This is a genomic window from Nonomuraea terrae (assembly GCF_004348995.1).
GTDB lineage: Bacteria > Actinomycetota > Actinomycetes > Streptosporangiales > Streptosporangiaceae > Nonomuraea > Nonomuraea terrae.
Window position 1 is genome coordinate 15876 of record NZ_SMKQ01000091.1, and the last position, 15576, is coordinate 31451.

A 15576-nucleotide genomic window follows, 5' to 3' on the forward strand; every position below is an offset into this window, starting at 1 on the left:
TTCACGGTCGCTCGCTGACCTCAATGGCTGCGTTCGCCAACCTCAACGGTCTATTAGCTGCTCCATCTCCACGATGAACAGGTCGCCTGCGACAGTCGCCGCGAGGCGGGGGCCGCGTCCGGCGACAGGCGCAGGTCAGGCCTCCCCCCGATGCCTGTCCTGGACCGGCTGTCTGCTCTCACCCTGCCTGGGCTCGCTCATCTCCTCTCGCCCGGGGTGACCGGCTTGTTCGCTCTCGGCAGCCTGGATCGGCTTATCGGGGCTCCCGCCCGGCCTGACCGGGCTTGTCGGCTCTCACACTGGGCACGCTTTGCGCGCTCGCCTGCGCCCGGGGATCAGGCGCGCAGTCGAAGGCCGCGGGGGGTGGGGTGGAAGCCGGCCGCCTCCAAGGCAGCCGCCAGCGGGGAGTCGACGATCGGCGCGCCGTCGGCCCGCTCCACCGTAAGTTTGCCGAGGGCCCCGTCGCGTACGGCCAGGGCGAGCGCGTCCACGGCCGGCTGCAGCCGCTCGCCGTCGGTGAACGACAGCAGCGTCTTGCCGCCGCGCTCCACGTAGAGCACCAGGTGACCGTCCACGAGCACGACCAGCGAACCGGCCTTCCGCCCTGGCTTGTGCCCGACGTCGCCGGGATGCTGCGGCCAGGGCAGCGCCGCCCCGTACGGGCTGGCCGGGTCGGCCGCCGCCAACACCACGGCCCGCTGCCCCCCATCACTCAGCCCGCGCTTGGCCCCTACACCGCCAGACCACGCGCCACGCCCACCAGGTCCTTCAGCAGCGGGCACGCCCTCGCCTGGTGGGGTGCGGAAGTCGGCCGGCAGGCCCTCCGGCTGGGTGGTGGGGGCGACACTCGGGGCCATGGCGCGCATCCGGTCGACCGCTCCCGGCAGCGCGAACTGCGCACCCCCGAGCCCCTCCACGAAATAACCCCGGCGGCACCGCCCGCTCTCCTCGTACACCCGCAAAACTTGGTAAATGGGCGTGAACCCACCAGGCAGTCGTTCTGAGGTCACCGCCCCTCGGGTCACCACGCCGTGCCGTTCGAGCAGGACCTCAGCCTGTGCGTGAGCCCGCTGGGTGGCGTCGGCGGCCGGCCCGGGCAGCAGCCACCACCGCCCCGCCACGGTCGGCGGCCCGCTCCGGCTCGGCAGCACCGCCCGGCGCCGCCGCGTCACAGGCGGCCGGTGCGCGGGCCGGCCGGTGCCGAGCGTCGCCCGCAGCGGCGCCAGCGTGTCGCCCGACACCCGGCCGGCCCACACCAGGTCCCACAGCGCGGACACCAGTGTCGCGTCGTCGAGCGAGCCGAGTTGGTCGGAGATCCCCCGGAAGAACAGCGCGCCGCCCCCGCCCAGCAGCTCCAGCACGCGTTCGTGCACCGGCGTCATCGTGATCTCGGCCGGCTCCGGCATCAGCAGCGGCGCGGTGTCGGCGAAGTAGAGCGACACCCAGCCGTCGCCGCCGGGCAGCGACCCCTGCCCCACCCACATGACGTCGCCCGACGAGGTCAGCTCGTCGAGCAGCGCGGGATGGTAGCCGGGCACCCGCGAGGGCAGCACCAGCGTCTCCAGCGCCGAGGCGGGCACCGCAGCCCCCTGGAGCTGCTCGATGGAACGGACCAGCGCGTCCATGGCCCGCGCCGACCCGATCGTGCCCCGCGCAGGGGAGCCCCCGTCGGAGCCGGTGACGCCATGCCAGGCGGGCAGGAAGCGGGCGAGCGTCTCGGGGGCGACCGGCTCGACCTCCTTGCGGAGCCGGGCCAGCGACCGGCGGCGCAACATTCGCAGCACACCCGCGTCGCACCACTCCTCGCCCCGCCCGCCGGGCCGGAACTCACCGCTGACGACCCGCCCGCTCGCGGCCAGCCGCCGCAGCGCGTCGGTCACCACGGCCACGCCCAGCCCGAACCGCACGGCGGCCGTCGCGGCGTGGAACGGCCCTCGGGTGCGGGCGTGCCGCGCCACGAGGTCGGCCAGCGGATCGGCCACCGGCTCCAGGAACGCGTGCGGCACGCCCACGGGCGGCGGCACGCCGAGCGCGTCGCGCATGCGGGCGGTGTCTTCGATCGCCGCCCACTGCTCCTCGCCGGCGATGCGCACCCGGATCGCCCGCCGCGCCCGCTCCAGCTCCTCCAGCCAGGCCGGATCGCCACCGCGTACGCTCACGTCGGGCGCCAGCAGCGGCCCGTGGGAACGCAGCAGGTCGGCGAGGTCTTCCGGGTCACGCAGCGGCCGGTCGAGCCGGGCCAGCTCACGCTCGCTGTCGGAGATCACGTCGGGGTCGAGCAGCTCGCGCAGGTCTGCCTGGCCGAGCAGCTCGGCCAGCAGCGAGGTGTCGAGCGCCAGGGCCTGCGCACGGCGTTCGGCCAGCGGGGCGTCGCCTTCGTACATGAACGCGCCCACGTAGTGGAACAGCAGGGAGGCCGCGAACGGCGAGGCCTGCGAGGTCTCCACCTCCACCACCCGCACCCGGCGCGCGGCGATGTCGCGCATGAGCTGCACCAGCCCGGGGACGTCGAAGACGTCCTGGAGGCACTCCCGCATCGTCTCCAGCACGATCGGGAACGACGCGTACTGAGAGGCGACGCCGAGCAGGTGGGCGGCCCGCTGCCGCTGCTGCCACAGCGGGCTGCGCCGGCCGGGCGTGCGGCGCGGCAACAGCAGGGCCCGCCCCGCGCACTCGCGGAACCGGGAGGCGAACATGGCCGACCCGCCCAGCTCCTCGGTGACGATCTGCTCGATCTCCTCGGCGTCGAACGCCGCCACGTCGGTGGGCGGCTCTGCCAGCGTGTCGGGGATGCGCAGCACGATGCCGTCGTCGGAATGGACGGCCTGCACGTCGATGCCGTAACGCTCGCGCAGCCGCCGGTTGATCGCGAGGGCCCATGGGGCGTGCACCCGCGCGCCGTAGGGGGAGTGGATCACCACGCGCCAGTCGCCCAGCTCGTCGTGGAAGCGCTCGACCAGCAGTGTGCGGTCGTCGGGGACGTAGCCGGTGGCCTCGCGCTGCTCGCGCAGGTACGCCAGCAGGTTGGCGGCGGCGAACTCGTCGAGACCGGCCGCCTGCATGCGTTCGGTGGAGCCCTGCTTGGCCTGCTCGCGCAGGAACTGCCCGATCGCCCGGCCCAGCTCGGCTGGCCGGCCCTGCGCGTCGCCGTGCCAGAACGGCAGTTTGCCCGGCTGCCCCGGCGCGGGGGAGACCAGCACGCGGTCGGCCGTGATGTCCTCGATCCGCCAGGAAGTCGCGCCCAGCACGAACACGTCGCCCACGCGCGACTCGTAGACCATCTCCTCGTCGAGCTCACCCACCCGGGAGGCCCGCTCACCGACCAGGAACACTCCGAACAGGCCCCGGTCGGGGATCGTGCCGCCGTTGGTGACCGCCAGCCGCTGCGCGCCCGGCCGCCCCCGCAGGGTGCCGGTGACGCGGTCCCACACGATGCGCGGGCGCAGCTCGGCGAACTCCTCGCTCGGGTAGCGCCCGGCCAGCATGTCGAGCGTGGCCTCCAGCGCGCTCCTCGGCAGCGTGGCGTAGGAGGCGGCGCGCTTGATCACGGACTCCAGCTCGTCGACCGTCCACTCGTCGAGCGCCGTCATCGCGACGATCTGCTGGGCCAGCACGTCGAGCGGATTACGCGGATAGCGCAGCTCCTCGATCATGCCGCTCTTCATCCGCTCGGCCACCACGGCCGTCTGCACCAGGTCGCCCCGGTATTTCGGGAAGATGACCCCCTTCGACACCGCGCCCACCTGGTGGCCGGCCCGGCCGATGCGCTGCAGCCCGCTCGCCACGCTCGGCGGCGCCTCCACACACGCGACCAGGTCGACCGCGCCCATGTCGATGCCCAGCTCCAGGCTGGAGGTGGCGACCACGGCGGGCAGGCGGCCGGACTTGAGCGCCTCCTCGATCTGCGCCCGCTCCTCCTTGGACACCGAGCCGTGGTGGGCCCGGACGATCTCCGTCACCGTGCCCTTGCTCGCCCCGGCCTGGGCCATCATGTCGGCGGGCGTGCGTTTGGGCCCCGTCTCCCAGATCGACAGGTCGACGGCCTCGCCGCCCTGACCCCTGTCGTACGCCAGCTCGTTGAGGCGGGTGCACAGCCGCTCGGCCAGCCGCCGCGAGTTGGCGAAGACGATCGTGGAGCTGTGGGCCTCGATCAGGTCGAACAGGCGATCTTCGACATGGGGCCAGATCGACCGGTTGGCGGGATCGGGCGCGAACTCCTCGCCCTCCTGCCGCGGCCGGGCCTCCATCTCCGTCATGTCCTCGACCGGGACGACGACCTCGACCTCGATCTGCTTGTCGGACGGCGGCTGCACCACGGTGGCCGGCCGCGCCCCGCCCAGGAACGCCGCCACCTCGCTCACCGGCCGCACGGTCGCCGACAGCCCCACCCGCTGCGCCGGCCGGTCGAGCAGCGCGTCGAGCCGCTCCAGGCTGAGGGCCAGGTGGGCGCCGCGCTTGGTGGCCGCGACCGCGTGCACCTCGTCGACGATCACCGTCTCGACCGTGCGCAACGCCTCGCGCGCCTGGCTGGTGAGCAGCAGGAACAGCGACTCGGGAGTGGTGATGAGGATGTCGGAGGGCTTGGCCGCGAACCGCCTGCGGTCCTGCGCGGGCGTGTCTCCCGAGCGAATCGCCACCGAGATCTCCGGCACCGGCAGCCCCAGCCGCCGCGCCGTCTGCTTCAGACCGGCGAGCGGCGCGCGCAGGTTGCGCTCGACGTCGACCGCCAGCGCCTTGAGCGGCGAGACGTAGAGCACGCGCGTGCCCTTGCGCTCGTCGTCGGGGGTCGCGCCCGCCAGCCGGTCGAGCGACCACAGGAACGCCGCCAGCGTCTTGCCCGACCCCGTCGGCGCCACGACCAGGGTGTTGTCGCCGCGCGCGATCGACTCCCAGGCGCCCTCCTGGGCGGCCGTGGGCGCGCGGAACGCTCCGGCGAACCATTGCGTGGTCACCTGGCTGAAGTGGTCTAGCAAGCTCACCAGGCCATACTGCCTCGCGCCACCGACAGAAAACGCCGGCCCGTGGTTGAGCAGGGGCCTTCGCGGACATACAGCGACCGTGACCATCGACCACGCGGCCATCGACGCCCGCCGTACCGAAATCAGACAGCGCTACCTCTTACCGCACCGGCCTTCGAGCAGCGCCCGCGGCCTCCACCACGTGGCCCTGCTCTCCTCGGACGTGGAGCGGACCGTCAAGTTCTATCAGGAGCTCCTGGAGTTCCCGCTCACCGAGATCATCGAGAACCGCGACCACCCGGGTTCGAGCCACTTCTTCTTCGACATCGGCAACGGCAACCTGCTGGCGTTCTTCGACTTCCCCGGCCTCGACCTGGGCCCGTACCGCGAGGTGCTGGGCGGTCTGCACCACATCGCGATCTCGGTCGACCCCGCGACGTGGGAACGGCTGCGCGGGAAGCTGGAGATGGCCGGCGTGCCGCACCAGATAGAGAGCGGCGCCTCCCTTTACTTCAAGGACCCCGACGGCGCCCGGCTGGAGCTGCTCGCCGACCATCTCGGTGAGATGTACGGCGCGCGGGTGCTGTGATTGTCTAACGCCGCGACGGCCTGCGCGTGCGCGGCCTGCCCGCACGGGGTTGCCGCCTGATGCCCGCGTGCCGCTCGGCACGCTCCGCCTTCTCCTTCTGTACGGCGAGGCGCAGCAGGTGTGCCAACCGGCGGCGCTTGGCCCTGTTGGCCTTCGTCCTGGGGGGCTTCGGGGGTGAAGACTTGGGGGTCTTTGGCATGCGGATGTCCTACCCACCCTCCAGGCGCTCCCATACTTGAGTGATGCGCCTGACCGAGTTCTGGAGAAGGATGAACGCCCACTTCGGCGAGACGTACGCCGAGTCGTGGGCGCGCGACTTCGTGCTCGCTCCTCTGGGCGGCCGCACGGTCGTGCAGGCGCTGGCCGACGGCGAGAGCGCCAAGACGGTGTGGCGCGCGGTCTGCCAGGTCGAGAACGTCTCGCCCAAGCTGCGCTAATCGGACGGTGCCAGTCGGACGCGGTGCCAGTCGGACGCGGTGCCAGTCGGACGCGGCACCAGTCGGACGCGGCACCAGTCGGACGCGGCGCCAGTCGGACGCGGCGCCAGTCGGACGCGGCGCTAGTCGGACGGGGCCAGGTCGAGGACGCGGCGGAGCGTGGCGGCCGTGCGTTCGGGGTCGTCGGCGCTGTCCTGACCGTCCGGAGACCACAGGAACTGCCAGCCGCGGTTCGACGGGGTGGCGAAGATGATCGTCTGGCGGCCCGTGTGCGGGTGCCACACCCACAGCACCGGATCCTCGCCCCCGACCATGCGGCCGACCAGGCCATGATCGGGCAGCAACTCGGCGAGGGCCTCCAGCCGCACGCGCCGTTCCCCGGTGTACCCGCTCGTCACGTCGCCGCCTCCAACCCTCGCCGCTGCAGAGAGTCTCCCCAGCTCATGTCGCGCGAGAACGCGTGCGGCGGCACGGGAACCAGGCGGCCCTGATCAGACGGGGGCGAGCTCTCCGGGCAGCGGCTCGGCCATGACCCTGGCCCTGAACAGCTCCGGCTGCTCCCCGTTCCAGCCGTGGCCCACCCCGAGGGCCAGGCGCGCCTCGCCGGACGGGAGGCCGACGGCGATGTCCGAAAGCGAACCCTTGGCGAGCGCGTGCTCGTTCTCGCCGGACCGGATACGGGCGGTCTCCGCTCGTAGTTGACCTTCCTGAACGCCAGCCGGGCCGTGGTGCGGGCGGCGTCCTGGTGACAGTCGAGATCCTCCGCCGGTACGTCGAGCGCACGGCGTTGGCCCGCAGCACCGGGCCCAGCTTCATGACCGGCGCCGTCAGCGCGCCGATGAGCCGGAGCCGGCCCGGGTGCGGGGACGGTCGTACGTTCACCCCGCTCACGATCGCGGCGATCACCGTCTCGCAGTGGGCGGCGGCCAGGTGCACGGCCACGTATCCGCCCAGGGAGAGCCCCACGACGTGCGCCCTTCCGCCTGGTACCGGCGTGGCGATCACCTCGGTGACCAGGCGGGCGGTATCGGACATCGAGCGCCACGGCAGGGCGTTGCTCTTCCCATGTCCCGGCAGGTCGGGCACCAGGACGCGCAGGTCCGTGGCCAAGGCGTCGACCTGCCTGCTCCACATCCAGCCGGTGGTGCCCACGCCGTGCAGGAGAATGACCGCAGGCGCGTCTTCAGGGCCTGTCTCGTGGACGAAGATCGTCATGTCGGCATGCCGGCCCGGACGTCCGGGATCGTTCGCGCGGACCGCCGCCGTGGCCCATGTCACCGCGCGGGCGGGGACATTCGTGAACGCGGTGCGGTAGCTGCGTGTTCGTGCTGTGATCGAACAATCGTTCGGCTACGATGGACAGCGCCGGGCCACGTCTTCCCTGACTGCGGCAGAAAATGTCGGTGGCAGGCCATAGCTTTCACTCGACTGATCGGACCACGACCCTCAGGGGGAGTTCCATGGCAATCAACGACCGCGAGAAGGCCCTCGAGACCGCGCTCGCCCAAATCGAGCGGCAGTTCGGCAAGGGCTCTGTCATGAGGCTGGGCGACGACGCCCGAGCTCCCATCGAGGTGATCCCCACGGGGTCGATCTCGCTCGACGTCGCCCTCGGCATCGGCGGGCTCCCGCGCGGGCGCATCGTGGAGATCTACGGCCCCGAGTCCTCAGGTAAGACCACGGTCGCGCTGCACGCGGTGGCCAACGCCCAGCGGGCCGGCGGCATCGCGGCGTTCATCGACGCCGAGCACGCCCTCGACCCCGAATACGCCAAGAAGCTGGGGGTCGACACCGACGCCCTGCTGGTCTCCCAGCCCGACACCGGCGAGCAGGCGCTCGAGATCGCCGACATGCTGATCAGGTCCGGCGCCGTCGACATCATCGTCATCGACTCGGTGGCGGCCCTGGTGCCCAAGGCCGAGATCGAGGGTGAGATGGGCGACAGCCACGTCGGCCTTCAGGCCCGCCTCATGTCCCAGGCCCTGCGCAAGGTCGCCGGCGCCCTCAACAGCACCGGCACCACCGCCATCTTCATCAACCAGCTCCGCGAGAAGATCGGCGTCATGTTCGGCAGCCCCGAGACCACGACCGGTGGTAAGGCGCTGAAGTTCTACGCCTCCGTCCGGCTGGACATCCGCCGCATCGAGACCCTCAAGGACGGCACGGAGGCGGTCGGCAACCGCACCAGGGTCAAGGTCGTCAAGAACAAGATGGCCCCGCCCTTCCGTGTCGCCGACTTCGACATCCTCTATGGGGTGGGCATCTCCCGCGAGGGCGGCCTCATCGACATGGGCGTGGAGCACGGTTTCGTCCGCAAGTCCGGCGCCTGGTACACGTACGAGGGCGAGCAGCTCGGCCAGGGCAAGGAGAACGCCCGCAACTTCCTGAAGAGCCACCCCGACATGGCCAACGAGGTCGAGAAGAAGATCAAGGACAAGCTGGGCGTGGGCCCGCGCCTCGACGCTCCTGCCGAGGCCGCCGCCCCGGCCCCTGCCGCGGCTCCGGCCGCCGCCTCGTCCGGCCGTGGCTCGAAGTCCACCCCGAAGCCGGGTGACGTCTGATCGCCTGACGCATGAGTAACACCGATCGCCCACAGGCGCCCCACCTCCCCGACCGGGGCGTCCGGCTCCCCTCATCGGGCTCATCAGGCGGGCGCGACCTGGCGCGCTCATCCGCCGACGGCTGGCCATCGGTGGACGAGTGGCGCGAACAACGCCTCCGCCTGCGCGCAGAGGAACCATCCACCGCGCCTTACGAGGCGGGTGGTCCAGGGCCTGTGTCCGAGACGGGTGATTCAGGGTCTGTGTCCGAAGCGGGTAGCCCAGGGCCTGTGTCCGGAGTGGATGATTCAGGGTCTGTCTTCGAGAGGGATGGTTCTAGGCCTGTCTCCGCAGCGGAGGAGCCGAAGGCCGTCTCTGACGTGGAGACGGCGCCATCGGCTCCGATCGGGGGTGAGGCGGCCATCGGTTCCGCCGAACGTGCTCCGGACGAGGGCCGCACGGACGTGCGTCCCGGGAGCGAGTGGCACGCCGAGGTCCTGGCCGGGAGCAGCTGGTTCGCGGCCGGCCAGAGCGAGCAGGGCATCGATCGGGGCGGCGACGAGACCGAGAGAGCGAGCGGGGGCCGTCGGTCCGGGGGGTCCGGCAGGCGGTCCGGCCGTGCCGGCGGCAAACGGGCCGGGCAGCGTCCACGCGGGCGCGACCGGTCTTTTGGCGAGGACACCGATGCGGGCAGCCCGCCCGGCTGGGCTCCCAGTGGCGACCATCCGCCCGGCTGGGCTTCCGGTAGCGATCGTCTGACCGGTTCGGCTCCTGATGGGGATCGTCCGGTGGGTTGGGCTTCCAATGGTGATCGTTCGGCAGATTGGGATAGCGATCGTCTGACCGGTTCGGCTCCTGACGGGGATCGTCCGGCTGGCTGGGCTTCCGATGGTGATCATTCGACTGGTGTCGAGGCCGAGTGGGGTTCCCGTGGGGGAGCCGGGGGCGAGAGTGATGCCCGCGGGCGGTCCCGAGGGGGAAAGCGGCGTAAGGGCGGGCGTGCAGGCGACCAGGCCGGCGCGGGTGCGGGGCATATGGCGGAGGGGCGCACGGGGAAGGGGCGGTCCGGCTCTGCGGCCGAGGCCGATCCGGAGGCCGTGGCGCGGAACATCTGCCTGCGACTGCTGACGATGGCGCCCAAGACGCGTGCTCAGCTTGCCGAGGCGCTGCGGAAGAGGGACGTGCCGGAGGAGGCCGCCGAGGCGGTGCTCAGCCGGTTCTCGGAGCTTGGGCTGATCAACGACGAGGCATTCGCGGCGGCCTGGGTCGACTCCCGGCACCACGGCCGCGGTCTGGCCAAGCGGGCTCTGGCGGCGGAGCTGCGCCATCGTGGTGTCGACAGCGAGACCGTCAGCGAGGCGGTGGAGCGGCTGGACCCCGACCAGGAGGCCGAGACGGCCCGGCGGCTGGTCGAACGTAAGCTCTCCGCCACCCGATCCCTCGACCCGAAGACCCGCACACGCCGGTTGGCGGGCATGCTCGCCCGCAAGGGTTATTCGTCCGGCCTGGCCTTCCGCGTCATTCGCGAGGCATTGGAGCAGGAGGGCATCGACATGGAGGAAGACCTCCCGTAGCAGGTCACCGAACTGCGTGTCGCCCTCGGTCGTGTCCTTGATGCCAAGGAGCCAGTCCGTGAGGTTCGGATGCCAGGGGGTTGGTCTCTGAAGTTCGGATGCCAGGGGTCGGTTTATGGGATTCGGATGCCAGGGGTCGATCCATGGGGCCGGGATGCTTTGGTGATCAGTCACAGGATCGCACCGACGGCCAAGAGCGCGCCGACAACTGCGTACTGGCGCGGATCGCGTCCGATCCACGGGCCGACGGGGTAGGCGCAGCAGAGCGCGCCGATCCACGGGCGCATGTCGCGTTCGATGATGCCGCCGACCGCTTATGACGCCTACCACACGCCCCTATGAGCAAGTGCCGACATCCACAGCCGGTTGATCAAGGCTCGTCAGCCTTTTCAGGGGCGAGTAGCTAGGAGGCTGTTTCGTGCCGGGCGCGGGGCTTGGCGCGCACGTGCATGCGTTCGCCCTGGCGGCTGAACAGGTTGAGGACCTCCACGGGGGTGTCCCCCGCGGGACCGAACCAGTGCGGCAGGCGGGTGTCGAACTCGGCGGTCTCGCCCGGTCCCATGATCAGGTCGTGGTCGGCCATGATGAGCCGCACGCGTCCGGACAGGACGTACATCCACTCGTAGCCTTCGTGAGTGACCGGCCGCGGCTGGTTGTGCTCGGCCGGGATGATCGACTTCCACGCCTGCAAGGGTCCCGGCTGGGTGGTCAGGGGCAGGACGGTCCGCCCGTTGCGGACGAAGGGCTTGCAGCGGACGCGCGGGTCGCCGACCTCCGGCACGCCGACCAACTCGTCCAGCGGCACCTGGTGCGCCTGCGCGATCGGCAGCAGCAGTTCCAGGCTGGGGCGGCGCTGGCCTGACTCCAGCCGCGAGAGCGTGCTCTTGGAGATGCCGGTGGCCTCGGCCAGTGCCGACAGGGTCACGCCACGCTGGGTGCGTATGCGCCTGAGACGGGCGCCGACCTGAGCCAGCGTGGCGCTTATCGAAGATCGCTGCTCCATGGTCCCCTTCCACCTCCGCTGTTCCAGAAATGGCAACAGAAGTTGTCATCGGCTTCCGGCAGGACGCACGATCTGGGCCGGAGGTGATCGTCATGACCACGACGATGAACAGCGATGGCACCGACGCGCGGAGCTCGGACGACGGCGGGTGCCACGTGGTGGTGGTCGGCGCGGGGGCGCCCGGCCTGAACGCCGCCCTGGTGCTGAGGCGGGTGCGGCGCGAGGTGGTCGTGATCGACGCCGGGGAGCCGCGCAACGCCCCGGCCGCACATATGCACGGGCTTCTGTCGCGCGACCGCCTGCCGCCGGCCACTCTGCTGGAGCGGGGACGGGCCGAGATCGCGCGGTACGGCGTGCGCCTCGTCCGGGGCCGCGTGGAGAACATCGACCACGGCTTCCCCGTCCGGATGGAGGGCTGGTGCTCGGTGCCGCCATGTCTTGGTCGCTGCCGGCCTGCGCGACGAGCTGCCTGACATCCCCGGCGTGCGGGAGCGGTGGGGCAAGGACGTGCTGCACTGCCGTACTGCCACGGCTACGAGGTGCGCGACCAGCCGCTCGCCGTACTGGGCACGCATCCAGGGGCGGTGCACCAGGCCCTGCTCGTGCGACAGTGGAGCGATGACGTGGTCTTCCTTCCGCACACCCTCGACCTGACGGCGCAGGATCGGGAGCGCCTGGAGGCGCGCGGTCTGCGCATCGTCGAGGGAGAGATCGACCACCTGGTCGTCGAGGGAGGCCGGCTGCGCGGCATCGAGCTCGCCGACGGCCGCGTGATCCCCCGCACCGCCGCTTTCCTCTTCCCGCGCATGGTGCCGCACGACGAGCTGCTGACCCGCCTGGGCTGCGCCAAGGACGAGACCGGCTGGATCGCCACCGACCGCACGGGCCGTACCAGCGTCCCGGCGGTCTGGGCGGTCGGGAACGTCATCGACCCGCGCGCCCAGGTCATCACCGCCGCCGGGTGGGATCGGCCGCCGCCATGGCGATCAACGCCGACCTGGTGGACGAGGACGTCCGTCACGCCGTCGAGCAGCGCCACGCCTCGGCCGCGAGCAGGTAACCGGCCAGCACCGCGCGGCGGGCGATCCCCCCGCCCCCGGATCCGCGGCACCGGAGCACGATCGCAGCCACGACATGCCGCTGAATTTCGCGCGGGCACCGGCGCACCATCCCAGCCCGGCCCGCCACCACACCCTCTCACCCCGCAAAGGAGACTCACCCATGCCCGCGCACGCTCCGGGCTCGGTGGACAGCGTCACCGAGCAGAACTTCGCCGAGCGCGTCATACAGGCGAACGGCCCGTCCTGATCCAGTTCTGGGCCACTTGGTGCCGTCCGTGCCGGATGGTCACCCCGATCGTGGAGAGCCTGGCCGCCGACCGCTCCGGCGTGTACGCCGGAGGCCGCCCCGTCGGCTCGCGGACGGGAGCGCCTCCCAAGCAGGTGCTGGACCAGCATCTCACCTCGATCCTGCGGGACGGGGGTGTGGACAGGTGAGCGCCGAGGCCGCGATCCAGCAGGCGCCGCTCGCCCGCGGCAGGCGCCTGCCGCTGGGGGTCTACCTGCTGTCCTTCAGCCTGTTCTCGATGGGCAGCGCGGAGTTCCTGCTCGCCGGGGTCCTGCCGGCCGTCGCCGAGGACCTGCGGATCACGTTGTCCTCCGCCGGAGCACTGATCTCGGCGTTCGCCGCCGGCGTCGTCGTCGGCGGGCCGCCCCTGGCCATCATGACCCTCCGCTGGCCACGACGGACGACGCTGGTGGTCACGCAGGTGGCCTTCGCCGCCTGCGTGGCGATCGGCATCCTCACCGACAGCTACCCGGTGCTCCTGGGCCGCGCGCTTCCTGTGCGGTCTGGCCTACGCGGGGTTCTGGGCGGTCGCGGCGGTCACCGCGATCAGCCTGGTCCCGCCCGACCGTACCGCCCGCGCCTCCGGCGTCGTCGTCAGCGGCCTCAGCCTCGCGATGATCGCCGGTGGCCCGGCCGGCGCGCTGATCAGCTACTTCACCGGGTGGCGTGGTGGCTTCTGGGGCGTGGCTGCCCTCACTGTCGCCGGCGCTGTCCTGACGCTCGTGGCGCTGCCCGCCACGAGCGTACGCGGCGAGGCGAGCGTGCGGAGCGAGCTTCGCACGATGAGGCGGCCCCAGCTGTGGGTGGTCTACGCCGCCACCCTGCTGAGCACCGCCGCCTACATGATCTCGTACAACTACCTGGCGGCGTTCCTGACCGACGTCACCCGCATACCCGGGGTCTGGGTTCCGGCGATCCTGACCCTGTTCGGCGTCGGCGCATTCATCGGCCTGTCCATCGGGGCAGGATCGCCGACCGACTGCCCACCCATGCGCTGCTGGCCGGGGTGCTCGGGATCGTGGTCTGTTCCGTCCTGCTCGCCGTACTGGCCCGTCACGCAGTGGCCGTCGTCCCTTTGGTCCTGCTTCTCGGCGTCGCTGGATTCGTGCTGAACCCCGCCGTCTACGGGCGCGTGTTCGCCATCGCGTCCCAGGCACCCACGCTCGCGGGGGCCACCACCGTCTCCGCCTTCCAGCTCGGCATCAGCCTCGTTCCCGTGCTCGCCGCCGCCGCGCTCGACGCCGGAGCAGGGATCACCGCCATCCCGTGGCTCGGTGCGGGCCTGGCCGCGATCACGACGGTGCCCGTCCTGCTCGACTCGATGATGTCGCGCCGGCGGGCTTGAGAGCATCGAAGCAGGAACATCGGCACGGGGTGGTGGTCGATGAGGGCCTGGGGACCTGGAGCTCGGGCGTTGCTGACCGTGGACAACCGTGCCGTGCGACGTGGTGCAGCGGCCGCCGTCGCGTTCGGATGATGAAGTGGCACCGCGGGCAGAATGATGGTCATCTCCGCTATGAAATCGACCCCCGTCAGATCGCCGCGTTCGAGAAGTACGTCACCGGATGGATACCGATCGTCACACGGTTCGGGGGCACCCATCACGGCTGCTACCTGCCACACGAGGGAGCCAACGACATCGCCTACGCGCTGTTTCATTTCCCAGTCTCGCGGCCTACGAGGAATACCGTGCCGCCATCCGGACCGAACTCCAGGCTCAGAAGCTGTGGCAGCTCAGCGAGGAGACCGATTGCATCCGCCGTTTCGATCGGGCCTTTCTCCGCCCGGCGTCCGGCCGGTCAGAGGCAGAGCACGGCTAGCTGCTCGCCAGGGGTGACGCTGGTCCTGACGCGATGAAGCCCCTGCGCCTCAGCAGGGGCAGCACATGATCCCTCACTGCGGGAGCGAGTCGCACGTCCTCGTATCCGGTAACCCACCGCAGGCCCGCGAGCTCAGCCGCAGGCCGGGGCGCCCGGTCGATGTCCGTCTGGAAGACGGTCATCTTCATCGGCACCTTCTCCAGGGCCGCTGGGGCCTCGACCTCGTCCAGGAACGAGGCTCCAACGGCTCAACGCCGAGTTCCTCGGCCAGCTCGCGGGCCAGCGCCTCAAGCGGTTCCTCGCCCGGCTCCGGCTTACCGCCGGGCAGATAGAAGACATCCGGTGCCGCTTGCTTGCTCACCACGAGCAGACGCTCCCGCTGCACGACCACAGCGGCGACGACGACCAGACAATCCGGGTCGCCAAGGTTCTGGGCAGCCGCAGTTTCGCGTTCAGAACGCATGCCTGTGATTTTCTCAGACGATGCGGTGACGCGGCTCGGCGCTCCGAGCCTCCATGACAGCGAAGGACTCAGCGGCGAGCTGCTGTTCGCGCCGCGTCTCTGGCTGGGGGCCTTCGGTCAGGGTCTTGTGGACGACGCCGATGGAGACTTTGACTCCGGCGGCGATGGTGCGGATGGATGTCCTCCTCCCGGACCGGGTAGCCCTGGGCTTTGAGCTGACGCCCGGCGGCATCCAGGTAGACGGTCGTCCGGAGGGTGACGCAGTTGAGGACGGGTCCGAGGGCGCCGAGCTCATTCTCCAGGCCGCGCTCGTAGCGGTGGTTGAGCTCGCCCTTCTTGCCGTGACAGATCTTCCGGGCGAGGGAGTGGCGGCTTTCCTGGAGGTTGCGGATGTCCTTGATATCGCGACGGTAGGTCTCGTCGACGTCGATGAACTGGAGGATGTGCAGGGTCTTGAAGATCCGGCCGTAGGAGGCGATCGCCTCGCCGAGCGCGGTGGGGTGGCCGTCACGCCGGAGCATGGTGACGACGTCGTAGGCGCGGACGGTGCCCGGTGTAGACCGAGGCGACCACGCGGAGGATGCCCTCCCAGTTGCGGCGGATCTTCCGCAGGCCGATCTTGCCCCGGGCGAAGGTGTTCAAGAGCACGTAGTCGGCGGACGGGCTGATCCGCCAGGTTTCTGGTATGCGAGGTCCTGGTTTGAGGGATATCTGATTTTGGAATCGGCTATGAGCGGCGGATGTGGGTTGGTGGCGGGTTCCGTGGCTTTGTTGAGTTTGGAGCCGAGGGTCGGTTGGGCCGGGAATTTGTGCGGGATCCTCGGTGGGAACGGGGGTTTGGGGTC

Annotated in this window: 15 protein-coding genes and 1 pseudogene; 9 read left to right on the forward strand and 7 right to left on the reverse strand. The window is 70.9% G+C overall.

The window, feature by feature from the left end:
* Positions 1 to 335: 335 nt before the first annotated feature.
* On the reverse strand, positions 336 to 4982 hold the full coding sequence (locus tag E1286_RS25870; RefSeq protein WP_425464770.1) for an ATP-dependent helicase: 4647 nt from the start codon (positions 4980 to 4982) through the stop codon (positions 336 to 338).
* 76 nt (positions 4983 to 5058) lie between these two features.
* Between E1286_RS25870 and E1286_RS25875 the strand changes: the two genes are divergently transcribed.
* Together E1286_RS25875 and E1286_RS25880 are read left to right on the forward strand one after the other, a co-directional pair.
* Positions 5059 to 5547 (forward strand): VOC family protein, encoded by a 489-nt coding sequence (locus E1286_RS25875; protein ID WP_132616317.1) that lies wholly within the window; start codon positions 5059 to 5061, stop codon positions 5545 to 5547.
* Positions 5548 to 5789: 242 nt separating this feature from the next.
* Entirely contained in the window at positions 5790 to 5984 is a 195-nt protein-coding gene (locus E1286_RS25880) for a DUF3046 domain-containing protein (RefSeq protein ID WP_132616319.1), read from the forward strand.
* A 122-nt stretch (positions 5985 to 6106) separates the two neighbouring features.
* On the opposite strand, the gene E1286_RS25885 is transcribed toward E1286_RS25880, so the two are convergent.
* Together E1286_RS25885 and E1286_RS52145 are read right to left on the reverse strand one after the other, a co-directional pair.
* Positions 6107 to 6382 carry a hypothetical protein gene (locus E1286_RS25885; RefSeq protein WP_132616321.1) on the reverse strand — a complete coding sequence of 92 codons (276 nt, stop codon included), beginning with the start codon at positions 6380 to 6382 and terminating at the stop codon, positions 6107 to 6109.
* Between the two features lie 43 nt (positions 6383 to 6425).
* On the reverse strand, positions 6426 to 7199 hold the full coding sequence (locus tag E1286_RS52145; RefSeq protein WP_132616323.1) for an alpha/beta fold hydrolase: 774 nt from the start codon (positions 7197 to 7199) through the stop codon (positions 6426 to 6428).
* 245 nt (positions 7200 to 7444) lie between these two features.
* On the opposite strand from E1286_RS52145, the gene recA reads away from it, so the two are divergent.
* Positions 7445 to 8545, forward strand: a complete 1101-nt coding sequence (gene recA / locus E1286_RS25895) for a recombinase RecA (protein WP_132616325.1) — start codon at positions 7445 to 7447, stop codon at positions 8543 to 8545.
* Between the two features lie 11 nt (positions 8546 to 8556).
* Positions 8557 to 10098, forward strand: coding sequence for a recombination regulator RecX (recX, locus tag E1286_RS51365; protein WP_132616327.1), 1542 nt, complete (start codon positions 8557 to 8559; stop codon positions 10096 to 10098).
* A 403-nt stretch (positions 10099 to 10501) separates the two neighbouring features.
* Here the strand turns inward: recX and E1286_RS25905 are convergent, their stop codons facing one another.
* On the reverse strand, positions 10502 to 11101 hold the full coding sequence (locus tag E1286_RS25905) for a helix-turn-helix domain-containing protein (protein ID WP_132616329.1): 600 nt from the start codon (positions 11099 to 11101) through the stop codon (positions 10502 to 10504).
* 92 nt (positions 11102 to 11193) lie between these two features.
* Here E1286_RS25905 and E1286_RS50470 point away from each other — a divergent pair, with 92 nt between their 5' ends.
* From E1286_RS50470 to E1286_RS50480, 5 genes and pseudogenes are all read left to right on the forward strand, one after another.
* Positions 11194 to 11574, forward strand: a complete 381-nt coding sequence (locus E1286_RS50470; protein WP_246075148.1) for an FAD-dependent oxidoreductase — start codon at positions 11194 to 11196, stop codon at positions 11572 to 11574.
* Between the two features lie 21 nt (positions 11575 to 11595).
* Positions 11596 to 12597 (forward strand): FAD-dependent oxidoreductase, encoded by a 1002-nt coding sequence (locus E1286_RS50475; protein WP_246075150.1) that lies wholly within the window; start codon positions 11596 to 11598, stop codon positions 12595 to 12597.
* A gap of 89 nt (positions 12598 to 12686) precedes the next feature.
* A pseudogene (locus E1286_RS51765) lies at positions 12687 to 12863 on the forward strand (Cmx/CmrA family chloramphenicol efflux MFS transporter); the annotation flags it as partial.
* An 88-nt stretch (positions 12864 to 12951) separates the two neighbouring features.
* Positions 12952 to 13560 carry an MFS transporter gene (locus E1286_RS25920; protein WP_281282748.1) on the forward strand — a complete coding sequence of 203 codons (609 nt, stop codon included), beginning with the start codon at positions 12952 to 12954 and terminating at the stop codon, positions 13558 to 13560.
* The gene (locus E1286_RS50480) at positions 13554 to 13793 is read left to right on the forward strand and encodes a hypothetical protein (RefSeq protein WP_246075152.1); all 240 of its coding nucleotides are present in this window, start codon (positions 13554 to 13556) and stop codon (positions 13791 to 13793) included. The genes E1286_RS25920 and E1286_RS50480 overlap by 7 nt, the downstream gene beginning before the upstream one ends.
* Positions 13794 to 14452: 659 nt before the next feature.
* Here E1286_RS50480 and E1286_RS25930 read toward each other — a convergent pair.
* The 3 genes from E1286_RS25930 to E1286_RS48115 form a co-directional block, all read right to left on the reverse strand.
* Entirely contained in the window at positions 14453 to 14731 is a 279-nt protein-coding gene (locus tag E1286_RS25930) for an NUDIX domain-containing protein (protein WP_132616333.1), read from the reverse strand.
* Positions 14732 to 14799: 68 nt separating this feature from the next.
* Complete coding sequence (locus E1286_RS25935; protein WP_132616335.1) at positions 14800 to 15252, reverse strand: Tn3 family transposase; 453 nt, start codon at positions 15250 to 15252, stop codon at positions 14800 to 14802.
* Complete coding sequence (locus tag E1286_RS48115; protein WP_165969919.1) at positions 15239 to 15373, reverse strand: transposase; 135 nt, start codon at positions 15371 to 15373, stop codon at positions 15239 to 15241. The genes E1286_RS25935 and E1286_RS48115 overlap by 14 nt, the downstream gene beginning before the upstream one ends.
* Positions 15374 to 15576 lie beyond the last annotated feature (203 nt).

What these genes read in the sequence shown, in the direction of transcription:
- E1286_RS50470 (WP_246075148.1), top strand. Translation starts at nt 11,194, where the DNA reads ATGACCACGACGATGAACAGCGATGGCACCGACGCGCGGAGCTCGGAC.
- E1286_RS25935 (WP_132616335.1), bottom strand. Translation starts at nt 15,252, where the DNA reads ATGCTCCGGCGTGACGGCCACCCCACCGCGCTCGGCGAGGCGATCGCC.
- recX (WP_132616327.1), top strand. Translation starts at nt 8,557, where the DNA reads ATGAGTAACACCGATCGCCCACAGGCGCCCCACCTCCCCGACCGGGGC.
- E1286_RS52145 (WP_132616323.1), bottom strand. Translation starts at nt 7,199, where the DNA reads ATGACGATCTTCGTCCACGAGACAGGCCCTGAAGACGCGCCTGCGGTC.
- recA (WP_132616325.1), top strand. Translation starts at nt 7,445, where the DNA reads ATGGCAATCAACGACCGCGAGAAGGCCCTCGAGACCGCGCTCGCCCAA.
- E1286_RS25930 (WP_132616333.1), bottom strand. Translation starts at nt 14,731, where the DNA reads ATGCGTTCTGAACGCGAAACTGCGGCTGCCCAGAACCTTGGCGACCCG.
- E1286_RS25880 (WP_132616319.1), top strand. Translation starts at nt 5,790, where the DNA reads ATGCGCCTGACCGAGTTCTGGAGAAGGATGAACGCCCACTTCGGCGAG.
- E1286_RS25905 (WP_132616329.1), bottom strand. Translation starts at nt 11,101, where the DNA reads ATGGAGCAGCGATCTTCGATAAGCGCCACGCTGGCTCAGGTCGGCGCC.